Origin of the sequence: Pseudomonas sp. EggHat1 (assembly GCF_014892995.1) — a bacterium.
GTDB lineage: Bacteria > Pseudomonadota > Gammaproteobacteria > Pseudomonadales > Pseudomonadaceae > Aquipseudomonas > Aquipseudomonas chaetocerotis.
In genome coordinates, this window is sequence record NZ_JACKQK010000007.1 from 179,116 (window position 1) to 201,589 (window position 22,474).

At 64.8% G+C, this 22,474-nt stretch carries 16 protein-coding genes; 13 read left to right on the plus strand and 3 right to left on the minus strand.

Annotation, left to right across the window (positions count from 1 at the left end; all coding sequences use genetic code 11):
* Positions 1–40 precede the first annotated feature (40 nt).
* The 8 genes from INS93_RS13455 to hutC all read left to right on the plus strand — a co-directional run bounded on the left by INS93_RS13455 (position 41) and on the right by hutC (position 12,231).
* The gene (locus INS93_RS13455; RefSeq protein ID WP_226945514.1) at positions 41–1,360 is read left to right on the plus strand and encodes a GGDEF domain-containing protein; all 1,320 of its coding nucleotides are present in this window, start codon (positions 41–43) and stop codon (positions 1,358–1,360) included.
* A 164-nt stretch (positions 1,361–1,524) separates the two neighbouring features.
* Complete coding sequence (locus INS93_RS13460; RefSeq protein WP_192982731.1) at positions 1,525–3,303, plus strand: acyl-CoA dehydrogenase C-terminal domain-containing protein; 1,779 nt, start codon at positions 1,525–1,527, stop codon at positions 3,301–3,303.
* A 206-nt stretch (positions 3,304–3,509) separates the two neighbouring features.
* Positions 3,510–5,570, plus strand: a complete 2,061-nt coding sequence (locus INS93_RS13465; RefSeq protein WP_192982734.1) for a TonB-dependent receptor — start codon at positions 3,510–3,512, stop codon at positions 5,568–5,570.
* A gap of 283 nt (positions 5,571–5,853) precedes the next feature.
* Positions 5,854–7,092 (plus strand): imidazolonepropionase, encoded by a 1,239-nt coding sequence (gene hutI, locus INS93_RS13470; RefSeq protein ID WP_192982737.1) that lies wholly within the window; start codon positions 5,854–5,856, stop codon positions 7,090–7,092.
* The gene (gene hutG / locus INS93_RS13475; RefSeq protein WP_192982740.1) at positions 7,082–8,017 is read left to right on the plus strand and encodes a formimidoylglutamase; all 936 of its coding nucleotides are present in this window, start codon (positions 7,082–7,084) and stop codon (positions 8,015–8,017) included. The genes hutI and hutG overlap by 11 nt, the downstream gene beginning before the upstream one ends.
* Before the next feature lie 26 nt (positions 8,018–8,043).
* Positions 8,044–9,708 carry a urocanate hydratase gene (hutU, locus tag INS93_RS13480; RefSeq protein ID WP_192982742.1) on the plus strand — a complete coding sequence of 555 codons (1,665 nt, stop codon included), beginning with the start codon at positions 8,044–8,046 and terminating at the stop codon, positions 9,706–9,708.
* Positions 9,709–9,865: 157 nt separating this feature from the next.
* Positions 9,866–11,401, plus strand: a complete 1,536-nt coding sequence (gene hutH / locus INS93_RS13485; RefSeq protein WP_192982745.1) for a histidine ammonia-lyase — start codon at positions 9,866–9,868, stop codon at positions 11,399–11,401.
* Positions 11,402–11,517: 116 nt separating this feature from the next.
* On the plus strand, positions 11,518–12,231 hold the full coding sequence (gene hutC, locus INS93_RS13490) for a histidine utilization repressor (protein WP_192982748.1): 714 nt from the start codon (positions 11,518–11,520) through the stop codon (positions 12,229–12,231).
* 84 nt (positions 12,232–12,315) lie between these two features.
* On the opposite strand, the gene INS93_RS13495 is transcribed toward hutC, so the two are convergent.
* The 3 genes from INS93_RS13495 to INS93_RS13505 all read right to left on the minus strand — a co-directional run bounded on the left by INS93_RS13495 (position 12,316) and on the right by INS93_RS13505 (position 15,351).
* Entirely contained in the window at positions 12,316–12,975 is a 660-nt protein-coding gene (locus tag INS93_RS13495; RefSeq protein WP_192982751.1) for an endonuclease, read from the minus strand.
* 416 nt (positions 12,976–13,391) lie between these two features.
* Positions 13,392–14,423, minus strand: a complete 1,032-nt coding sequence (locus tag INS93_RS13500; protein WP_192982754.1) for an AraC family transcriptional regulator — start codon at positions 14,421–14,423, stop codon at positions 13,392–13,394.
* 10 nt (positions 14,424–14,433) lie between these two features.
* On the minus strand, positions 14,434–15,351 hold the full coding sequence (locus INS93_RS13505) for a GGDEF domain-containing protein (RefSeq protein ID WP_192982757.1): 918 nt from the start codon (positions 15,349–15,351) through the stop codon (positions 14,434–14,436).
* Between the two features lie 374 nt (positions 15,352–15,725).
* On the opposite strand from INS93_RS13505, the gene INS93_RS13510 reads away from it, so the two are divergent.
* The 5 genes from INS93_RS13510 (at position 15,726) to INS93_RS13530 (ending at position 22,432) form a co-directional block, all read left to right on the plus strand.
* A complete protein-coding gene (locus INS93_RS13510) occupies positions 15,726–18,236 on the plus strand; it encodes a TonB-dependent receptor (protein WP_192982759.1) in 2,511 nt (836 codons plus the stop codon).
* 62 nt (positions 18,237–18,298) lie between these two features.
* A complete protein-coding gene (locus INS93_RS13515) occupies positions 18,299–20,260 on the plus strand; it encodes a phytase (protein ID WP_226945515.1) in 1,962 nt (653 codons plus the stop codon).
* A 219-nt stretch (positions 20,261–20,479) separates the two neighbouring features.
* Complete coding sequence (gene tolQ / locus INS93_RS13520; protein ID WP_160019971.1) at positions 20,480–21,190, plus strand: protein TolQ; 711 nt, start codon at positions 20,480–20,482, stop codon at positions 21,188–21,190.
* A gap of 10 nt (positions 21,191–21,200) precedes the next feature.
* On the plus strand, positions 21,201–21,650 hold the full coding sequence (gene tolR / locus INS93_RS13525; RefSeq protein ID WP_192982762.1) for a protein TolR: 450 nt from the start codon (positions 21,201–21,203) through the stop codon (positions 21,648–21,650).
* Positions 21,647–22,432: an energy transducer TonB gene (locus INS93_RS13530; RefSeq protein WP_226945516.1), complete on the plus strand. Its 786-nt coding sequence runs from the start codon at positions 21,647–21,649 to the stop codon at positions 22,430–22,432. Before tolR ends, INS93_RS13530 begins: the two co-directional genes overlap by 4 nt.
* The last annotated feature ends 42 nt before the right edge of the window (positions 22,433–22,474 follow it).

Below are 22,474 nucleotides of genomic sequence, written 5' to 3' on the forward strand. Positions count from 1 at the left end.
TCGCATCCTGTCGCTGTTTTCAACAGGCGAAGCAGGCAGAATGCCTTCATCTCTCACCCAGGATGTCAGCGTGATCCGTCCGGCCAATTTGCGCCTCAGTCACTTCTTCTCGTCGCTGCCTTTGCTGGCCGGTGGGATAGTTGCTGCTCTGCTGCCAGTGCTGAGCGAGTTCTTCATCTCCCTGTTCAATGTGTTGCCGACGCTGCTGTTGCTGCTTGGTGGCGCGTTCTGCCTGGTCTATGGCCGCCAACGGGAAGTTTTTCTGCTGCTGGCGCTGTATGTCGGCTACTTCCTGCTGGATATCCAGGTCGATCACTTTCGGGACAACGGCCAGGTACGGGGCGACGCGGCTCTGGTCTTCCACCTGATCTGCCTGTTGCTACCACTGCTCTATGCCCTCTACGGCTGCTGGGAGGAGCGCTCGCACCTGGCGCAAGACATGCTCGCCCGCGCTCTGGTCTTGCTGGCTGTCAGCGCGGTGGCCTTCGGCCTGGCGCGCCGTTATCCACAGGGTATCGCCGACTGGCTGGCACAGATTCACTGGCCGTCGCTGCATGGTGCCTGGATGAACCTGGCGCAACTGGTCTATCTGGCGTTCCTGCTCGCTTTCATCGCTCTATCAGTGCAGTACCTGCGCAAGCCCAGGCCGCTGCACGCGGCGCAATTGGTGGGGCTGTGCGGTCTGCTGTGGATGTTGCCGCAGGTGTTCATCCTGGCCAACGCGTTGCAGGTGATGATCAGCATGGTGATGCTCATGCTGGTGGCTGCTGTGGCGCACGAGGCCTACCAGATGGCCTTTCGTGACGAGCTCACCGGACTGCCTGGGCGGCGGGCGCTCAACGAGCGTCTGCAGCGGTTGGGGCGCGATTATGTGATTGCCATGGTCGATGTCGATCATTTCAAGAAATTCAACGACACCCACGGCCATGATGTCGGTGATCAGGTGTTGCGTCTGGTCGCCGGTCAGCTGCGCAAGGTTGGCGGTGGCGGCAAGGCCTATCGCTATGGCGGTGAAGAGTTCACCTTGCTGTTTCCCGGCAAGAGCGTGGAGCAATCCCTGCCGCACATCGAGGCAGTGCGTCTGGCCATCGAGCAGTACCGCATGCAACTGCGCGACTCGCAAAGTCGCCCGCGCGATGATCGGCAGGGCAAGCAGCGCCGGGCCGGCAAGGCCGCCAGCGAGGTGTCGGTGACCGTGAGCATGGGCGTCGCCGAGCGTCAGGCCGAGCAACGCACGCCGCAGGAAGTGATCAAGGAGGCGGACAAGGCGCTTTACAGCGCCAAGGCCGCAGGACGCAATTGCATCCGTAGTTCCGGGCAGCGTCGCGGGGCCGTCAAGCTGGCCTCCGGGAGTGAATAACGGCGCTGGCAGACGAGCGGTCGGCAGGGGCTTTCCTTGTCCTCGGTCAATCAGATAGTTAGTGACCTGGTGTGAACTATTGGTCACAACAAGACCCTATGTGTCTATAAAGTTGTTCAAGTAAACTCGGTCCTCTCACGTAAGTCCGTTTTTGAGGATGTGTCATGGCCGATTACAAAGCCCCCTTGCGCGACATGCGCTTCGTGCTCAATGAAGTATTCGAAGTCTCCAAGCTCTGGGCCGAGCTACCGGCCCTGGCCGAGGTGGTCGATGCCGATACCGCCAGCGCCATCCTGGAAGAAGCTGGCAAGGTCACCGCAGGCAGCATCGCCCCGCTGAACCGCAGCGGTGACGAAGAAGGTTGCTCCTGGGACAACGGTGCGGTGAAAACCCCGGCCGGTTTCCCCGAGGCCTACCAGACCTACGCCGAGGGTGGCTGGGTCGGCGTAGGTGGTTCGCCGGAGTTCGGCGGCATGGGCATGCCCAAGGTGATCGGCGCCCAGGTCGAGGAGATGGTCAATTCGGCCAACCTGTCCTTCGGGCTGTATCCGATGCTGACCGCCGGCGCCTGCCTGTCGATCCTTAACCACGCCAGCGAAGAGCTGAAGCAGCAGTACCTGCCTAACATGTACGCCGGTGTCTGGGCAGGTTCCATGTGCCTGACCGAGCCGCACGCCGGCACCGACCTCGGCATCATCCGCACCAAGGCCGAACCTCAGGCAGATGGCAGCTACAAGATCAGCGGCACCAAGATCTTCATCACTGGTGGCGAGCACGACCTGACCGAAAACATCATCCACCTGGTGCTGGCCAAGCTGCCGGACGCGCCGGCGGGGCCGAAAGGCATTTCGCTGTTCATCGTGCCCAAGGTCATGGTCAATGCTGACGGCTCCCTCGGTGAGAAAAATGCGCTGGGCTGCGGCTCCATCGAGCACAAGATGGGCATCAAGGCCTCAGCCACCTGCGTGATGAACTTCGACGGCGCCATCGGTTACCTGGTTGGTGAAGTGAACAAGGGCCTCAACGCCATGTTCACCATGATGAACTACGAGCGCCTGGGCGTTGGCATCCAGGGCCTGGCCCTGGGCGAGCGCAGTTACCAGAGCGCCATCGAATACGCCCGCGAGCGCATCCAGAGCCGCGCGCCGACCGGCCCGGTGGCCAAGGACAAAGCGGCCGACCCGATCATCGTGCACCCAGACGTACGCCGCATGCTGCTGACCATGAAGGCGCTGAACGAGGGCGGCCGGGCCTTCTCCAGCTATGTCGCCATGCAGCTGGACACCGCCAAGTACAGCGAGGACAAGGAAACCGCCAAGCGCGCCGATGAGCTGGTGGCGCTGCTGACCCCGGTGGCCAAGGCCTTCCTCACCGACATGGCGTTGGAAACCACCGTGCATGGCCAGCAGATCTTCGGTGGCCACGGCTTCATCCGCGAGTGGGGTCAGGAGCAGTTGGTGCGTGACTGCCGAATCACCCAGATCTACGAAGGCACCAATGGCATCCAGTCGCTGGACCTGATGGGGCGCAAGATCGTTGGCAGCGGTGGCAGCTTCTACAAGCATCTGGCCGACGAGATCAAAGGCTTCATCGCTGCGGCCGATGCCAATCTCGACGAGTTCACCAAGCCGTTGGCAGCCGCCGTGCAGAACCTTGATGAGTTGACTGCCTGGGTACTGGATCGTGCGAAGAACAACCCCAACGAGATCGGAGCGGCCTCGGTGGAGTACCTGCAGGTGTTCGGCTACACCGCCTATGCCTACATGTGGGCCTTGATGGCACGTGCTGCGCTGGGCAAGGAAGGGCAGGACGAGTTCTACGCCAGCAAGCTGGGTACCGCGCGCTTCTACTTCGCTCGCCTACTACCGCGCATTCATTCGCTGAGTGCGTCGGTCAAGGCCGGTAGCGAGTCGCTGTATCTGCTGGACGCCGCGCAGTTCTGACGTTCAGTCATCGTTCGATGAAAGCCCCGGCCAGCGTGCCGGGGTTTTTGTTTCAGAAGCAAATACGAAAGGAGTCATTGGCAGGCTCGATTGCATTCTCGATAATGACCTGTAAGCGTTATGGTATAACGTTGCTTATCGAGTGTTTATCGTTCGACACGCCATTGCGTCAGCGCGCGCATTATTTGATCTGCCCAGAGGTTTTCATGAAGGTGTCCCGCCATCCATTGGCTTGGGCCGTTGCTGTCGGTCTGTTGCCTGCTGTTCCAGTTCTTGCTGCTAATCAGCCGGTCGAGTTGGAGTCCACCGTAATCAGTGCCAGCCCATTGGCGGGTTCCGCCGCCCGAATGACCACGCCGGCCGCCGTGCTTGAAGGCGACGAGCTGATCGAGCGGCGTCAGGCGACGCTGGGCGGTACGCTGGACCTGCTGCCCGGTGTGCGCGGCAGTTCATTCGGCGCGGGCGCCAGTCGTCCGGTGATCCGGGGACAGGATGGTGCGCGGGTCAAGGTGCTTTCCGACGGCGTCGATGTGCTCGATGCTTCGACCATCAGCCCGGACCATGCGGTCACTGTCGAGCCCATGCTGATCGAGCGTATCGAGGTGCTCAAGGGGCCGGCCACCCTGCTTTACGGCGGTGGTGCCATCGGTGGCGTGGTCAATGTCATCGACAAGAAAATCCCGACGCAGGTTCCGGCTGATGGCTATGAAGGCGAGCTGGAGTGGCGCGGCAATACGGCGGCCAACGAAAGTGCCGGCGTGTTCGGTCTGACGGTCGGCAGCGGCAACTTCGCGGCGCGTGTCGAGGGCCTCAAGCGCAATGCCGACGAATACGAGATTCCCGGTGCCGAGGGTGATCCTCGTTCGAACAAACAGGTCGGTTCCTACAACGATACCGAAACGGGCACGCTCGGCGGCAGTTGGGTCGGTGAGCGTGGCTATCTGGGGCTGGCGCACACCTGGCAGAAGAATCGTTACGGACTGCTGGCGCACGAGCATGCCGACTGCCACACCCATGGCCCCGGTAACTGGCACTGCGTGGATGGCCATGATCACGGGCACGGGGGCCACGACGACCACGACCACGACGACCATGGCGAAGGCGTGCCCTATATCGACATGGATCAGAAACGCTGGGACCTGCGTGGCGAGCTCAGTGACCCGTTTGCTGGTTTCGAAAGCGCACGCCTGCGTGTCGGCCACAGCGATTACGAGCACCGCGAAATTGAGGGGGGCACTGCGTCGACGACCTTCAACAACAAGGCCACCGACGCACGTGTCGAGCTGACCCACGCGCCGGTGTTCGGCTGGCGTGGAGTGATGGGTGTGCAGACCCTGCGCCGTGACTTCGAGGCGCTGGGCGAAGAGGCCTATGTGCCGCCGACACTGACTCGAAATCACGCGCTGTTCCTGCTCGAGGAATACAGCCTGAATGACTGGCGATATGAGCTGGGGCTGCGTCACGAGTGGCAGCGCATCGACGTCGACAGCGACCAGTCCAATGCCCGTCACCGTGGCACCTCTATTTCCGCTGGCGCGGTCTGGACCTTCGCGCCGCAGTACTCGCTGGGCTTCTCGCTGTCGCGCTCGCAGCGCCTGCCGACCGCCGAGGAACTGTATGCCAATGGGCCGCACGCGGCGACGCGCACCATTGAGCTGGGTAATCCGGACCTGGATGAAGAAACTGCACACAACGCCGAGCTGACCCTGCGTAAGTTCGCTGGGCGCACCACCTTTAGCCTGAGCGTCTATCGCAACCAGGTCAGCGACTATATCTACGCGGCAGACAGCGGTCATTCACCCGGTGCCGGCTATCGCGAAATCGAGTACCGGCAACACGACGCAGTGCTGACCGGTGCCGAAGGTGAGGTGCGCTTCCAGGCCACTGATGCCTTTGCCATGACCCTGTTCGGTGATCACGTGCGTGGCAAGTTGCGTCAGGGTGGCGGTGACCTGCCACGTATTCCGGCAGACCGCCTTGGTGTGCGCCTGGATCAGGCGTTCACCTCGGCCATCGACGGTCAGTTGGAGTTCTATCGGGTGCAGCGCCAGAGTGACAGCGCGGACTACGAGGGTGATACCGGCGGCTATAACATGCTCGGTGCCGGCGTCGGCTATCGCGGTAACCTCGGCCGGACCGACTACAAGGTCTATCTGCGCGGTGACAACCTGCTCGACAGCAAGGCCCGTGAACACACTTCGTTCATCAAGGATGAGGTGCTGCTACCCGGTCGCAACCTGACGCTGGGCATGCGCCTGACCTTCTGAGTGCGTTGATGGGAGGGGGCGGTGCATTTGAGTGCCGACCTGCTCCCCTCCCTCTCCTCCGTTTCGCGGCGCCGCCCCGGCGCCGTCGCCTTGTTCGACCTCCGTCCGGACGATTCGACAAGGCGTTATGTATATACAATATGGATAGTTCTCATACCTTCCCCAAGTCTCAGCAGGCTTTCGTGTTCCGGTTCTGTCTGATTCCGGTCTTAAGGACTGGGAGGGGCTTGACGGCGTCTGTCCTGCCTCATATTGTATATACAAATTGCAGGTGGAGACTTCCATGTCAGTGCATTCCCATTCACGGCTGTTGTGGCGTGACGTGCAGCTCTTCGATGGGCTGATGCAGCTGGACGAGGCGATGACCGTGCTTGTCGAGAACGGCCGCATTGCCGGCCTGTGGCCGTCGCGCAGTTTCGACGAGATGCAGGCTCAGGACGCTGTCGAAGCTGGGCGCGGCGGCGTGATGACGCCTGGCCTGGTTGACTGCCACACCCACCTGATCTATGCCGGTAACCGCGCCGTCGAGTTCGAGCAGCGCCTTGAAGGCGCGAGCTACGAAGAGATCGCCCGCGCCGGTGGCGGCATTCTCAGCAGCGTGCGCGCTACCCGCGCGGCCAGCGAGGACGAACTGATCGCTACTAGCCTGCCGCGCCTCGATGCGCTGCTGGCCGATGGTGTGACCACGCTGGAGATCAAGTCCGGTTACGGACTGACCGTCGCTGATGAACTGAAGATGCTGCGCGTGGCCCGCCGCCTCGGCCAGCTGCGCCCGGTGCGTGTGCTGACCACGCTGCTCGGTGCCCATGCCTTACCGCCGGAATATGCCGGCCGCGCCGACGACTACGTGAGCCTGGTCTGCAACGAGATGATTCCGGCTGCCGCCCGCGAACGGCTGGCTGATGCAGTGGACGTGTTCTGCGAGGGCATCGGCTTTTCCCCGGCGCAGTGCGAGCGCATCTACCAGGCGGCTCAGGCGCATGGTCTGGCGATCAAGGCGCATGCCGAGCAACTGTCCAATCTCGGTGGCAGCGCCCTGGCTGCACGTTACGGCGCGCTGTCAGCCGACCATATCGAATACCTGGATGAGGCCGGCGTGCGCGCCATGGCCGAGGCCGGCACCGTTGCCGTGCTGCTGCCCGGCGCCTTCCACGTGCTGCGCGAAACTCAGCTGCCGCCCATCGAGCTGCTGCGTCAGTACGGCGTGCCGATGGCCGTGGCCAGCGACGCCAATCCCGGCACCTCGCCGATCTGCATGCCCACGCTGATGGCCAACCTGGCCTGCACCCTGTTCCGGCTGACCCCGCGCGAAGCGCTGAGCGGCATGACCGCCCATGGGGCCCGCGCCCTCGGCCTGCCCGAGTTGGGCCGCATCGTGGTCGGCGCGCCGGCGGATCTGTGCCTGTGGGATATCCAGCAACCGGCCGAACTGGCCTACGCGGTGCAGGCCGGGCGCCTGCGTCAGCGCGTGTTCAATGGAGCCATCAGCTATGACAAAGGGGTCATCACTCATGCTCGCTGATCATCACTCCATGGCCGCCTGGAGCGGTCGTACCGACCCGGAAAGCGACAGCGCGCGCTGGCACCAGCGCATCCGCGCACTCACTGAAGACAGCCAGCCGGGCCTGGCTCTGCTCGGCTTCGCCTGCGACGAGGGTGTGCGCCGCAACCATGGCCGCGTCGGTGCTGCCGCTGCGCCCCAGGGCGTGCGCAAGGCGCTGGCCAACCTGGCCTGGCACCGTCAGGCGCCGGCCTACGATGCTGGCGACGTCGTCTGTGAGGATGGTGACTTGGAGGCAGCACAGGCTCGCCTCGGTCGCAATGTCTGCGCGCTTTTGGATGCCGGCCACCTGCCCGTGGTTATCGGCGGCGGTCATGAGGTGGCCTTCGGTAGCTGGTCGGGACTGGCCGAACACCTGAGCGGGCAGGCCGCCCCACGTATCGGCATCGTCAACTTCGACGCGCACTTCGACCTGCGCGACCCGGCCCACGTACATTCCTCCGGTACCCCCTTCGCACAGATCGCCGAACAGTGCGCGGCGCGCGGCTGGCCGTTCCGCTATGCCTGTCTGGGCGTCAGCCGCGCCAGCAACACCCGCGCGCTGTTCGCCCGCGCCGCCGAACTGGACGTGCTGGTGCGCGAGGATCACGAGATTCGTGAATCGACCCTCGATGCTATCGGCGCCGACCTGGACGCCTTCGCTGCCAGTTGCGACGCGCTCTACCTGACCCTCGACATAGACGTGCTGCCGGCCTGCGAGGCGCCGGGCGTCAGCGCACCAGCCGCGCGTGGCGTGCGTCTGGAACTGCTCGAGCCGCTGCTGGAACGGCTCAAGGCCAGCGGCAAGCTGCGCCTGGCTGACCTGGCCGAGATCAATCCGCAATACGACATCGACAACCGTACCGCCAAGGTGGCGGCGCGACTGATTCATCTGCTCAGCCTCTGAGCACCGAACAACAAGAGGAAAACGCTGTGACCACCAAGTACCGCGACATCGAAATCCGCGCCCCGCGCGGCACCACGATCACCGCCAAGAGCTGGCTGACCGAAGCGCCGCTGCGCATGCTGATGAACAACCTCGACCCGGACGTGGCCGAGAACCCCAAGGAGCTGGTGGTGTATGGCGGTATCGGCCGCGCCGCGCGCAACTGGGAGTGCTACGACAAGATCGTCGAGAGCCTGACCAACCTGAATGACGACGAGACCCTGCTGGTGCAATCCGGCAAGCCGGTCGGCGTGTTCAAGACCCATAGCAACGCCCCGCGCGTGCTGATCGCCAACTCCAACCTGGTGCCGCACTGGGCCAGCTGGGAGCACTTCAACGAGCTGGACGCCAAGGGCCTGGCCATGTACGGCCAGATGACCGCCGGTAGCTGGATCTACATCGGCAGCCAGGGCATCGTCCAGGGCACCTACGAAACCTTCGTCGAAGCCGGTCGCCAGCACTACGCCGGCAACCTCAAAGGCCGCTGGGTGCTGACCGCAGGCCTGGGTGGCATGGGTGGCGCCCAGCCGCTGGCCGCGACCCTGGCTGGTGCCTGCTCGCTGAACATCGAGTGCCAGCAGACCAGCATCGACTTCCGCCTGCGCAGCCGTTACGTCGACGAACAGGCCACTGACCTCGACGACGCCCTGGCGCGCATCGCCAAGTACACCTCTGAAGGCAAGGCCATCTCCGTCGCCCTGCTGGGTAACGCCGCCGAAATCCTGCCGGAGCTGGTACGCCGTGGCGTGCGCCCGGACATGGTCACCGACCAGACCAGCGCCCACGATCCGCTCAATGGCTACCTGCCGATCGGCTGGAGCTGGGCCGAGTACAAGGATCGTGCAGCCACCGATCCGGCTGGCGTGGTCAAGGCCGCCAAGCAGTCCATGGCCGTGCACGTGCAGGCCATGCTCGACTTCCAGAAGATGGGCGTGCCGACCTTCGACTACGGCAACAACATCCGCCAGATGGCCAAGGAAGAGGGCGTGAGCAATGCCTTCGACTTCCCCGGTTTCGTCCCGGCTTACATCCGTCCGCTGTTCTGCCGCGGTGTCGGCCCGTTCCGCTGGGCGGCGCTGTCCGGCAACCCCGAGGACATCTACAAGACCGACGCCAAGGTCAAGGAATTGATCCCGGACGATGCCCACCTGCACCGCTGGCTGGACATGGCCCGCGAGCGCATCTCGTTCCAGGGGCTGCCGGCGCGTATCTGCTGGGTCGGCCTGGGCCTGCGCGCCAAGCTCGGCCTGGCGTTCAACGAGATGGTGCGTTCGGGTGAGCTGAGTGCGCCTATCGTGATCGGCCGTGACCACCTGGACAGCGGCTCGGTATCGAGTCCCAACCGCGAGACCGAAGCGATGCAGGATGGCTCCGATGCCGTGTCCGACTGGCCGCTGCTCAACGCCCTGCTCAACACCGCCAGCGGTGCGACCTGGGTCTCGCTGCACCATGGCGGTGGCGTGGGCATGGGCTTCTCCCAGCATTCGGGTATGGTCATCGTCTGTGATGGCACCGACGAAGCTGCCGCGCGCATTGCCCGCGTGCTGACCAACGACCCGGGCACCGGTGTGATGCGTCACGCCGACGCCGGTTACCAGATCGCCATCGATTGCGCCAAGGAGCAAGGTCTGAATTTGCCGATGATCGGCTGAGAGCATGTCCAAAGTCTGCTGCGCGTCGGCCAAACGGCGTTGCAAACGACTTCGGACTGCTCATTTACAGCTCGTAAACTCCGCGTCCTCAGCCATTTGCGCCACCGTTTGGCTCTAGCTCGCGAGACTTTGAACACGCTCTTTGGAAGAACACCTCATGAACACCCTGAACCTGAAACCCGGCCACCTGACCCTGGCCGACCTGCGCGCTGCCTACCAGGCCCCCGTGCAACTGCGTCTGGACGCCAGCGCCCACGAGGCCATCGACGCCAGCGTCGCCTGCGTCAACCAGATCATCGCCGAGGGCCGCACCGCCTATGGCATCAACACCGGTTTCGGCCTGCTGGCCTCGACCCGCATCGCCAACGACGACCTGGAAAAGCTGCAACGCTCGCTGGTGCTGTCCCACGCCGCCGGCATCGGCCAGCCGCTGGATGACGCCATGGTGCGCCTGATCATGCTGCTGAAGATCAACAGCCTGGCGCGCGGCTTCTCCGGTATCCGCCGCAAGGTGATCGACGCGCTGATCACCCTGGTCAACGCCGAGGTCTACCCGCACATTCCGTTGAAAGGCTCGGTCGGGGCCTCCGGTGACCTGGCGCCGCTGGCGCACATGTCGCTGGTACTGCTCGGCGAAAGCCAGGCGCGGCACAAGGGCCAATGGCTGCCGGCCACCGAGGCGTTGGCCATCGCCGGCCTGGAGCCGATGACCCTGGCCGCCAAGGAGGGCCTGGCCCTGCTCAACGGCACCCAGGTGTCCACCGCCTACGCCCTGCGCGGACTGTTCGAGGCCGAAGACCTGTACGCCGCTGCCAGCGTCTGCGGCGCGCTGAGCGTCGAGGCGCTGCTGGGCTCGCGCTCGCCTTTCGATGCACGCATTCATGCTGCCCGTGGTCAGCGCGGGCAGATCGACGCGGCGGCGGCGTTCCGTCACCTGCTCGGCGACAGCAGTGAGATCGGACGCTCCCACGTCGACTGCGACAAGGTGCAGGACCCGTATTCGCTGCGCTGCCAGCCGCAGGTCATGGGCGCTTGCCTGACCCAGCTGCGTCAGGCTGCAGAAGTGCTCGGCGTCGAGGCCAACGCCGTGTCGGATAACCCGCTGGTGTTCGCCGCCGAGGGCGAAGTGATTTCCGGTGGCAACTTCCACGCCGAGCCGGTGGCCATGGCCGCCGACAATATCGCCCTGGCCATCGCCGAGATCGGCTCGCTGTCCGAGCGCCGTGTATCGCTAATGATGGACAAGCACATGTCGCAACTACCGCCGTTCCTGGTGGCCAATGGCGGCGTGAACTCCGGCTTCATGATCGCCCAGGTCACCGCTGCGGCCCTCGCCAGCGAGAACAAGGCACTGTCCCACCCGCACAGCGTCGACAGTCTGCCGACGTCGGCCAACCAGGAAGACCACGTTTCCATGGCCCCGGCTGCCGGCAAGCGCCTGTGGGACATGGCCGCCAACACCCGTGGCGTGCTTGCCGTGGAATGGCTCGGCGCCTGCCAGGGCTTGGATTTCCGCGAAGGGCTGAAGAGCACCCCCGCGTTGGAACAGGCCCGTCAGGCGCTGCGCGCCAAGGTGCCGTATTACGTCGAAGACCGCTTCTTCGCCCCCGACATCGCCGCCGCCGATGCACTGCTCGCCGAGCGCGTGCTGACGCCGCTGCTGCCGGCCGGCATGTTGCCTTCGGTAGACTGAGCCGCAATCCGGGGTCCTGGTTTCGGGGCTCCCGGATTTCATCCGGGCTACGGCGCTGGGAGCGGAGTGGTTCGCTCCGCTATCATCCCCGCACCGGGCATTTCCAAGGAGCAGTCGTGACCAGTCCCACCCCGCGCTACAAGGCCATCGAGGATTTTCTCCTCGAGCGCATTCACGGCGGTGCCTATCCGGTCAATCATCAGATTCCGCCCGAGGAACAGCTGGCGCGCGACTTCGCCGTCAGTCGCATGACCGCCAACAAGGCGATCCAGAATCTGGTGCAGAAGGGCTACCTGGTGCGTCAGGCCGGGCTTGGCACCTTCGTCACCGACCGCAAGGCCGAGTCGCCGCTGCACGAGGTGATGAACATCGCCAGCGAAGTGCGTGGTCGCGGCCATGCCTACAGCAATACCGTGGTGCGTTGCGAGGCCATCGCCGCCGATGATGAGGTGGCCCTGCGTCTTGGGCTGCGCCTGGGCGGGGAGGTGTTTCACAGCATCCTCGTGCACCTGCAGGACGATCTGCCGATCCAGCTCGAGGACCGCTTCGTCAACCCGCGCTGGGTACCGCATTACCTGCAGAGCGACTTCACCCAGGTCACGCCCAACGAGGTGCTGGTCGCCAGTTGCCCGATCTCGGATGTCGAGCATGTGGTCGAAGCGGTGCTGGTGGATGCGCGCACGGCTGACCTGCTGCAGATCGACCCGGCCATGCCTTGCCTGAGCGTGATTCGCCGCACCTGGTCGGACGATCACCTGATCAGCTATGCGCGGCTGATCCATCCCGGTGACCGCTATAAGCTGCGTTCGTTGCACAAGCGCAGAGGGTAGTCTGTCCACAAACCGTAGGAGCCGGCTTGCCGGCGATCCGCAGTGGTTTCGTCGCGGCTAAAGCCCCTCCCACAGTGAGCAGGGTCAATCGCGGATCAGTTGATCCACCAACGCGGGATCGTCGATAAAGCGATTGCGGGTGCCCTGCAGCACCTCGATCTTGTCGTTGCGGGCCTTTTCCTCGGCATCCGGGGGGTCCATGCGGTGCCAGGTCTTGTACATCGGCACCAGGCCGACGATGGGCAGGTCGTACTCGACATGCATGTAGAAGATCGCTCTGGCGATGTTGCCCTTGGCTTCGTCACGCGGCTCCACCAGCTGGAAGCTGGTTTTCATATCGCAGCCGATGTCGGCGAACTTGCTCGGTACGTCTTCGGCCAGTTCGGCGAACTGGGCGTTGCGTCGTGCCAGCTCCACGCGGCTGAGCGCCGGGTAGTAGTTATGCAGGTCGGCGGAAATATACGGATAGCGCGGGTTCATGATGGTGCATTGGCGGTCGGTGACGCAGCGCATCGCGCTCTTGAGCTGCTTGCTGCTGTAGATTGGGCTGGCAGTCAGGGTGCCGCTTTCGCGTGCGAAGGTCTGGCCGCAATAGAGCGTGGTGCCGCCATTACCGTAGAGATCCTGCCAGAACGCCTGATCGATGGCCTGTTTGACATCGCCCAGTTGGGTCTGGCCACTGGCCAGGGAGAACGTGCTGATGCAGGTTGCCAGGCAACCGAGAAGCAAGGTGACTGCGCGCATACTCTAGCCCCAGTGACCACCGTTGTCGGAGTCTGTTGTTTTTGTAGGACAAGATGGAGTCTAGCAAGACGCACGTCGCAAAAAACATGGCTAAATGCTTTCTCCCAACCCAGGACCGCCACAGCAAAGTCGAGCGGCTGAAAGAGGGAGAGCTCGTGTAAGCCATTGCTTACACGATGTCACGTGTTTTGCCACTGTCGGTCGATCAGGTACGAGCGTACTATGCCGCTTATGGATTCAGCGCAGGAAGCGCCTAGACGAACAAGGACACGCTGGACAGCCGCCAGGATGGTGAGCAGATCAAGGATGTCAGGACTACAGTCTGCAAGGCCCCGCGAACGCGGGGTTTTCTTTTTTGGGGCGTTCGCCCATCCCCGCTCGATCCCCTCCGAATCTCCTCAACAGGATGCGCGCCATCAACCCAGCAACTGACGCAGCGCACTGGGGGACAGACCGGTCCAGCGTTTGAACGAGCGGCGGAAGTTGGTGCTGTCGTGGAACTGCAGGTAGGCGGCCACTTCGTCATTGCTGTAGCCCTTGACCCGGTACAGGTACAGCGCCACGTGCTTGCGCACCAGATCGAGTTGCTCCTGAAAGTGGCTGTCGTGCTTGCCCAGCTTGCGCTTGAGAGTGGCCGGGCTCATGGCGAAGGTGTGCGCCACCTTGTCCAGATTAGGCGTCTCGCGAATCTGCTCGTGCAGGTGATCGTAAAGGCGATCGAGCAGGCTGGCGGAGAATCCCAGCGCCTCCAGTTGCGTCAGGCTCTGTTGCTCGGCCACCTGTCCGGCGGTGAGAGAAGCGCCTGGCCAGGGGCGGGCCAGGTATTCACGCGGCAGGCTCATCATGTCCACCTGGCGTGCGAACGCCACGTCCTCTCCCAGGTGCACCCAATACTGTTCGATGTAGCGTGGCTGCTCGTGAGCGAATTCGAACTGCCAGGGCAGGCGTTCGCCAGCCAGCCAGCGGCTGCAGGAGGCCAGGGCGGTCATGCTCGCCTCGAGCAGAAAGCGGCGTTGCTCGCCGCAGCCGCAGGCATCCAGCCAGACGATGTAGATGCGCTGTTCGTCGAGCAGCAGGCGCGGCGCTAGCAGCGGGCTGAGCAGGGCGCGCAGACGTGTCAGCAACTCCAGCGCCTGCTGCAGGTTGCCGGCTTGCTGCAGGGCCTGGCTGGCGGCGCCGTAGTGGCCAGGCAGCAGGCGCTGGCCGAACAGGAAGCTGCTGTCGTCGGCGTCCAGCAGGCGCCGCGCGTTGTCGATCAGTTGCAGAAACTGCTGTGGGCTGATGCGCGCCTGACCGCTGAGAATGTCTTCGTGGAACAGGCCGCTGCCGCGCAGCAGGCGATGGCTGTCCAGCTCGCGGGCCAGAGCCAGATCGAGCAGCAACGCTGGTTGGTGGTGGGCGGCGATGAAGCGGCTGTCGCGTTCGTACCAACTGCCCTTGATGGCCATGGCGTCTTCCTCAGGCCCGTTTGATGGCAGGCGCTTGCCTGGTCCGTGCCAGGGCCAGGTTGACGCGTTTGAGCAGGTTGTCACCGTCCTCGTCCTGCGCCAGCACGCTGGCCACGCTGGCCGACAGCTGCAGGCGCTCGCCGTTGCGGCTGCTGCGGTAGGCAAGGTGGCGTACGGCGTCCTGCAGCTCGATGGCGATCTGTTGCGCCTGTTGCGCGCCGGTGCCTGGCAGCAGCACGACGAAACGGTCGCCGGCCAGGCGGCAGAGCAGGTCCTGGCGGCGCAGGTTGAGCAGCAGCAACTGGGTCAGGCTCTGCAGCACCCGATCGCCCTCGGCGTGGCCGTGCTCGCGGTTGAGGCGGCCGAAGCCATCCAGGTCGAGGATCGCCAGGCCCAGCGGCTGGCCTTCGGCGCGGCTTTGCTGCAGCGCCTGCTGTACTTGCAGGCGCAGGTACTCGGCGCCGCCCAGTGGGGTGAGCTTGTCGAACAGGCGGTGCTCACGGAACAGCCGCTCGCGCTTTTCCATCTGCGCGCTGATCGCCAGCTGCTCGCGGTGCCAGTGGTAGATGCCCAGGGTCATGAGGATGAAGCCTACCGGCATCGGCCCGGACTCCAGCCACTTGTCCCAGTTGGCGCTGGCCGGCAGTTGCACGAACTCGTCCACCGAGTCCATCCACAGCGAGAAGAACAGGCAGGCCAGGCCGCAGAACAGCAGGTTGGTCACCCGGCCGGCCGGGCGGCTTTTCAGCAACAGGCCGATCCACAGCAGCACCAGTAGCGCCGAACCACCTTCGCCGAGGATATCGGTCCAGTTCCATTCGCTGACGGGTTTGATATGGCCGGCGATCAGGTGAGCAAGCAGGCCGAGATTGGCCAGCAGCAAGAGGCCGGCGAGTTTCCAGGCATGCAGTTTCAGCAGGGGTGGCATCGGCGGTGCTCCGCAGGCTTCGATGGCGGCAGCAGAACAGATGCCCATGACACTTTGGTTGCAGCCGGGGAGGTCGATTCGGCTCAGGGCAGTTGCACGATTTTTTGCTGCGCACGGCCGTAGGGTGCGCCGCGCGCACCAACCCCGCGGCCGTTCAGGCGCCACACACCACTCGCCACGAGCAGGCAGCCCGCCGTCGAGGCGCGCCGCGTCAGGTCATTTCGGCTCATCTGCCGCCGATAGTGCCGCTAAAACCCGGGTATTTGCGCTGTTCGCTCCAGGTCTGTCACAGAAGCGTCATTCGCCCCACCTAGCTTGCGCCTCCAGCGAGCCGGCCCCGTGCCGGTAGTTTTCACTCTTGGGGAGAGCAGGCCATGCGCCTAGGTCACAGCAGCACCCGCCATGCGGGCTTTCGTATCAGCACCCTGGCGCTGGCCATCGCCGCCAGTACCGTCGTCCTGGCCGAGGAGCCGGTGCTGCTCGAACACGTCGAGGTGGTCGGCCAGGCGGTGAGCATCGACAAGGCGTTGCAGGATCAGCGCCGCTCCGACAGTGTCACCAGCGTGGTGCATGCCGACGGCATCGGCCAGTTGCCGGACGACAACGCCGCCGAGGCGCTGCAGCGTATTCCCGGACTGTCGGTGGAGCGCGACCAGGGCGAGGGCCGCTTCGTCAGCGTGCGCGGCATCGGCCCGGACCTGAATAGCGTGACCATCAATGGCACCCTGGTGCCCTCGCCGGAGAGCGACCGCCGCGCGGTGGCCCTGGACGTACTGCCGTCCGAGTTGGTGCAGTCGCTGTCGGTGGTCAAGACCCTGACTCCGGACATGGACGCCAACTCCCTCGGTGGCACCGTGCAAGTGGAAAGCCTGTCGGCCTTCGACCACGACGGCCTGTTCTACACCCTCAGCGGCGAGGCTAGCCATGACGACAACAGCAGCCAGACCAGCCCGAAATTCTCCGGCGCGATCAGCGAGCGCTTCAGTCTCGGCGACGGTATCGACAACTTCGGTGTGGCCGCGGCGCTGAGCTGGCAAAAACGTGATTTCGCTTCGGACAACGTGGAGACCGGCGGTGCCTGGGACTTCAGCGACGGTGCCAGGCTCGAAGAGCTGGAACAGCGCGCCTACGACATCCGCCGCGAGCGCACCGGCTTCGGTCTGAATTTCGACTACAAGCCGGACGACGTCTCCAGTTACTACCTGCGTACCCTCTACAGTCGCTACAAGGACACGGAAACGCGCAACGCCGCCGGCGTTGGGTTCGCCGACGCGCAGTTGCCCGGTGAGACCGGCGAGGCCGAAGGCTGGCGTGAGCTGAAAAGCCGTGAAGAAACCCAGCAGATCCAGTCCTACGTGTTCGGCGGCGAGCGCAGCCTGGGCCTGTGGACGGTCAGCGGCCAGCTTGGCTACAGCAAGGCCAGCGAGAAGACCCCGGAAGGCATCGCCGGCGCCACCTTCGAGGGCAACGACGACTTTGCCGATGTCGGCTTCGGCGGCACGCGCAAGCCGAAGCTGAACATCGGTTCGGATTTCTACGACCCGGCCAACTTCACCCTCGACGAAGTGGCGTGGGAGAAGCAGAAGACCACTGACACCGAAAAGAACATCAAGCTCGACCTGGCCCGCGACTACGAGCTAAGTGGCTATGCGGCACAGGCCAAGTTCGGTGGCAAGCTCAGCCGGCGCAAGAAGGACAACGACCTGGAGGCCTGGGTCTACGAGGATCTGGGCGACTTCGGCCTGACGGACGAGCAGCTCAACCTCGGCCAGTTCGTCAAGGGCGAGGTCGACTACGGTCTCGGCCGCTTCGGCCCGGGCATCAGCGCGAAGGCCATCGAGCGTCTGCTCGCCGGGCTGAACAAAGCCGACTTCTATGACGAGGAAGAATCACGCATCAACGACTTCTCGATGCGCGAGGACATCAACGCCGCCTACCTGATGAACAGCGTCGACATCGACGACTGGCGCTTTATCGCCGGGATGCGCTACGAGGGCACCGAGTTCGAGGCCAAGGGCACCGGCCTGCGCGACGATGCCTACGAGTCGATCAGCAGCCGCAAGCGCTACGACCACTGGCTGCCGGGCTTGCACGCACGCTACCAGCTCGATGCCAGCACGCAGATCCGCGCCGCCTGGACCAACTCGGTGGTGCGCCCGACCTTCGGCCAGCTGGCGCCGGGTTTCGTCATTGACGGTGACGAGGCCAGTTTCGGCAACCCCAACCTCAAGCCGCTGGAGTCGAGCAACTTCGACCTCGGTATCGAGCGCTACCTGGGCCGCGCCGGGGTGGTCTCGGCTTTCGCCTTCTACAAGGATATCGACAATTTCGTCTATGCCACGGACCTGGCCGGCAGCGGCGCCTGGGCCGATTTCAGCGAGGCCAATACCTTCGCCAACGGCACCAGCGCCAAACTCTACGGCATCGAGCTGGCCTACTCGCAGAAGTTCGAGTGGCTGCCGGCACCCTGGAACGGCCTGCTGCTGGGCGCCAACGCCACCTTCAGCCGCTCCGATGCGCGCATTGAAGGCCAGGGCAGCAAGCGCAGCATCGACCTGCCGAACCAGTCCGACCAGGTCGGCAACCTGACCCTGGGCTGGGAGAACGACAAGCTCAGTCTGCGCCTGGCGGCCAACTACAAATCGAGGTACCTGGCCGAGGTGGCGGCTGTGGACGACAAGGTCCATGACCTCTATGCCGATGCTCAACTGTTCGTCGATTTCAGCGCCGGGTACTTCCTCAGCGACAACCTGCAGCTCAAGTTCGAGGCGCAGAACATCACGGACGAGTCCTATTACCTCTATACCGGCAACCGTCGCTACAACGCCCAGTACGAGGAATACGGCCCGACCTACACGCTCGGCCTGACCTTTACCCACTTCTAAAATCTCTGCCCTGCGCGCCCGCCGGGCAGCGCAGGGCGACCCGTACAAGGATCGCCCCTGAAATGAACCGTGTTTTTACCCCTTCGCCCCTGGCTCTCGCTCTACTCGCCAGTGTCCTGCTCCTCGCTGGTTGTGAGCCACAGGCGCGGGCCGTCCAGGCCCAGACCACTGCGAACGAGGCTGCGCCGCTGGCACCACAGGCCTGGCAGCCTGCCACCGAGATTGCTGTCGAAGACCTGCAACTGCTGACCGACACCACGTTCTGGCCGGGTGCGCGCTACCTGCTCAGCAGCGAGAAGCAGGGCCTCTACCTGCTCGATGAACAGGGCGCCAAGCTGGCTCATCTGCCCGGTCGCTTCGGCGCCCTGGATCAGCGTGTCGATGCCGAGGGCCTGCTGCTGGCCAGTGTCGACATCGACCGTCAGCAGCCCGTGCTGGTGGCGCTGCGCGGTGCCGAGCGGCGCTGGGGGGCGCCGGTGTATCTGCCGCGCGCCAGCTTCAAGGTGGACGGCCTATGCCTGTCGCGCGACGAGGCCGACAACCAGTTCCTGTTCCTGGTTGGCGAAGAGGGCATGGGCGAACAGTGGTTGGTGGCCCAGGGCCTGCAGCCGCTGGCCGAGCCGCGCCTGGTGCGGCGCCTGAGCCTGCCGCCGGCCAGCGAGCATTGCCGCGTCGATGACGCTGCCGAGCTGCTCTACGTAAACGAGGAAAACGTCGGCCTGTGGGCCTACACCGCCCACGCCGAGGCCGACCTGACCCGCCAGCCAGTGGGCCTGCGTCAGCCGTTCGGTGATATCGCCGAGGCCATGGCCGGCATGGCCGTGATTCCTGCTGGCGTGCTTGCCCTCGACCCCGAGGCCGGCGTGCTGCACCGCTACAGCCGCCAGGGCAAAGGCTGGCGCGCCGAGGCGCCGCTGCCGCTGGCTGGGCTGGATGAGCCTGAGCGCCTCGGTGCGCGGGTGGTCGAGGGTGGTCTGCAATTGCTGATCGGCGACGACCGTGGCCTGCACCGTGCTCAGCTCGACTGGCTGCCGGAGCCACCGGCGCCGATCAGAGCGCTGCCGGTGCTGACGTCGCTGGTACAGACCGACGAGGTACCGAGCCTGGGCGACGCCGCCGACGACCCGGCGATCTGGCTGCACCCGGATGAGCCGAGCCGCAGTCGCGTACTGGGCACCGACAAGCAGGGCGGCCTGCTGGTCTACGACCTGCAAGGCAAGCAACTTCAGGACCTGCGCGTCGGCCGCGTCAACAACGTCGACCTGCGCCCGGGCTTTCGCCTCGGCAGTGCCACGGTGGACTTGGCCGTAGCCAGCCATCGCGACAACAACGCCCTGCAGTTCTTCGCCATCGACCGCGCCAGCGGCGAGCTCAGCGACCTCGGCCAGGCGCCGACCACCCTGACCGATATCTACGGCTTGTGCCTGTTCCAGGAGCCCGATGGCGCCATCCATGCCATTGCCAACGACAAGGACGGCACTTTCCTGCAGTACCGCCTCGACGGTTCCAGCGGCCTCGTGCAGACCACCCTGGCGCGCCAGTTCAAGGTCGCCAGCCAGCCGGAAGGCTGCGTCGCCGATGACCGTAACAAGCGCTTGTTCGTCGGCGAGGAGGATGTCGCGGTGTGGGCCCTGGATGCCCGCGCCGAGGTGCCGGCCGAGCTGCAGCAGGTAATCGGCGTCGGCGACGTGGTGCACGCCGATATCGAGGGTTTGGCCTTTTACCAGGGCGAGCAGCGCGACTACCTGGTGGTCTCCAGTCAGGGCAACGACAGTTATGTGGTGCTCGACGGCCAGGCGCCCTATGCGGTGCGCGGCGCCTTCCGTATCGGTCTGGATGCAGAGCGCGGCATCGACGGTGTGTCGGAGACCGATGGCCTGGAGGTGACCTCGGCCAACCTCGGTGGCCCCTGGAGCCAGGGGATGCTGGTGGTGCAGGACGGCCGCAAGCGCATGCCCGAAGGCCGGCAGAACTACAAGTACCTGCCCTGGCGCGCAGTGGCCGAGGCCCTGGGCCTGGAATAACCGCGTTTCACGGCCGGATTTCGTCCGGCTAGGGGGCGTTCGTAGGGCGGACTCAGGAGCGCAGCGAACAGTCCGCCGCAGCGAAGCACCGGGCACTACAGACGGGGCGAGAAGCTCGCGGCTAAAGCCCCTCCTACGGGCCCGGAGCAAGGGATCCGGTAACCGCAATAGACATGGCGCTCGCCACCCATGGTGGGCGCGACAAGCAAGGAGTCGGAGATGCACAGTTCACTCGAACAGATGACCGTCTGGAGCCTGGTCAGCGAGGCCAGCCTGCTGGTGCAGGCGGTGATGCTCAGCCTGGTGCTGGCGTCGCTGGCCAGCTGGTATTTGATCGTTCAGCGCAGCGCCGTGCTGCGCCGCAGCGAACGTGAGGCGCGGAGCTTCCTGCAGCGCTTTCGCGGCACCGCCGACCTGGCTCAGTTGCAGCGCGAGTGCGGCGCCGAGGCGGATCAGGATGCAGGCCTGCAGCAGTTGTTCCAGGCCGGTTACCGCGAGTACCAGCATCTGCAACGCGAGCCCGGCGTCGCCAGCGAGGCGGTGGTCGAGAGTGTCGAACGTAGCCTGCTGGTGGCCATCGCCGAACAGGAAGAACGTCTGGAAAAGGGCCTGCCGCTGCTCGCCACGGTAGGTTCGGTGAGCCCCTATGTCGGCCTGTTCGGCACCGTCTGGGGCATCATGAATTCCTTCATTGGCCTGTCCCAGGTGCAGCAGGCGACCCTCTCCACCGTCGCACCGGGCATTGCCGAGGCGCTGATCGCCACCGCCATCGGCCTGTTCGCGGCGATTCCCGCAGTAATCGCCTACAACCGCTTCTCCGCTCGGGTAGCCAGCCTTGGCGCGCGTTACTACGGCTTCGGCAACGAGTTGCAGGGGCGCCTGCAGCGCAAGCTGCACGCCGGTAGCGGCCGCATCGCCGCAGCGGCCTGAGGGGAAAGCCATGCGCAGGCCACAGAGCAAGCACGGCCCCAAGGCCGAGATGAACGTGGTGCCCTATATCGACGTGATGCTGGTGCTGCTGGTGATCTTCATGGTCACCGCGCCCATGCTCACCCAGGGGGTGCAGATCGAGTTGCCCAAGGTCGCCGCCGAAGCGCTGCCCAGTGATCACCAGCAACGCATCCTGACCCTCTCGGTACAGGCCGATGGCAGCTACTACTGGAACCTCGGCAGCGAACTGGACACCGAGCTGGGCGCGGCCAGCGAGCAGGCGGTGGACCTGGCGGTGATGAGTGCGCGGGTGGCGCAACTGGTCGCCGAGGGTGGCGACACCCAGGTGTATATCCGCGCTGATCAGGCCGCCGACTACGCCAGCGTGGTGGCCGGCATCGCCGCCTTGCAGCAGGGCGGGGTGAGCAGCCTGGGGTTGGTCACCGAGGCTCCGCAATGAGCAGCCTGGCCATGCCTGCCGTAGACGATGCTCGACGTTCAGTACTGCTGTCGTTGCACTGGCGTCGTCGCTGCGTGGCCCTGGGCGCGACCCTCGGTCTGCACCTGGGGCTGGGCGCGCTGTTGCTGACTCATTGGCAGGTTGACGAACCACCGGTGCCGCTGGTCAGCACGGTGCAGTTGCAACTGCTGACCCTGACCCCGCCGGCACCGCCGCAGCCGCCTGCCGTGATTCCCGAGCCACCGCAGCCGGCCCAGCCCGATCCGGCCATCGAGCAACAGCGGCTGGAGCAGGCTGCCCTGGCGCGCAAACGCGTCGAGCAACAGCGCCTTGAGCAGGAGCAGCAACGCCAACGCGAGACGCTGCGGCGTGAGCGAGAGCGCCGCGAGGCCGAGGTGCGCGAGCAACTGGAGCAGCAGCGTCTGGCCGAGCTGCGTGAACAGGCCGAGCGTCAGCAGGCGGCCGCTGCTGCGGCCGAACGCGCGCGCCAGGCCGAAGCAGCTGCAGCCGCCAGTCGCGAGTTCCTGCCCATCGCCAAGCAGGCCCCAGCCTATCCGCAGCGCGCCCTGGACAAGGGTCTCGAAGGACAGTGCACGGTGCGTTACCGGGTCAATGAGCAGGGCCGGGTGGAAAATCCCGAGGCCGAACCCGACTGCCACCCACTGTTCGTCCGCCCCTCACTGAACGCGGCGAAGAGCTTTCGCTACCAGCCACGGGTGATCGATGGCCGCGCCGTGGCGGTGGCCAACGTGAGGAACACCTTTACCTATCGCATCGAATAACGCTGCTCCTCAATCCAACCGTAGCCCGGATGCAATCCGGGA

Coding starts and splice junctions, on each gene's coding strand:
- INS93_RS13530 (WP_226945516.1), top strand. CDS start 21,647: ATGAGCAGCCTGGCCATGCCTGCCGTAGACGATGCTCGACGTTCAGTA.
- tolQ (WP_160019971.1), top strand. CDS start 20,480: ATGCACAGTTCACTCGAACAGATGACCGTCTGGAGCCTGGTCAGCGAG.
- INS93_RS13500 (WP_192982754.1), bottom strand. CDS start 14,423: ATGGCCATCAAGGGCAGTTGGTACGAACGCGACAGCCGCTTCATCGCC.
- INS93_RS13495 (WP_192982751.1), bottom strand. CDS start 12,975: ATGCGCGCAGTCACCTTGCTTCTCGGTTGCCTGGCAACCTGCATCAGC.
- INS93_RS13505 (WP_192982757.1), bottom strand. CDS start 15,351: ATGCCACCCCTGCTGAAACTGCATGCCTGGAAACTCGCCGGCCTCTTG.
- INS93_RS13460 (WP_192982731.1), top strand. CDS start 1,525: ATGGCCGATTACAAAGCCCCCTTGCGCGACATGCGCTTCGTGCTCAAT.
- INS93_RS13515 (WP_226945515.1), top strand. CDS start 18,299: ATGAACCGTGTTTTTACCCCTTCGCCCCTGGCTCTCGCTCTACTCGCC.
- hutI (WP_192982737.1), top strand. CDS start 5,854: ATGTCAGTGCATTCCCATTCACGGCTGTTGTGGCGTGACGTGCAGCTC.
- INS93_RS13510 (WP_192982759.1), top strand. CDS start 15,726: ATGCGCCTAGGTCACAGCAGCACCCGCCATGCGGGCTTTCGTATCAGC.
- hutH (WP_192982745.1), top strand. CDS start 9,866: ATGAACACCCTGAACCTGAAACCCGGCCACCTGACCCTGGCCGACCTG.
- tolR (WP_192982762.1), top strand. CDS start 21,201: ATGCGCAGGCCACAGAGCAAGCACGGCCCCAAGGCCGAGATGAACGTG.
- hutG (WP_192982740.1), top strand. CDS start 7,082: ATGCTCGCTGATCATCACTCCATGGCCGCCTGGAGCGGTCGTACCGAC.
- INS93_RS13455 (WP_226945514.1), top strand. CDS start 41: ATGCCTTCATCTCTCACCCAGGATGTCAGCGTGATCCGTCCGGCCAAT.
- INS93_RS13465 (WP_192982734.1), top strand. CDS start 3,510: ATGAAGGTGTCCCGCCATCCATTGGCTTGGGCCGTTGCTGTCGGTCTG.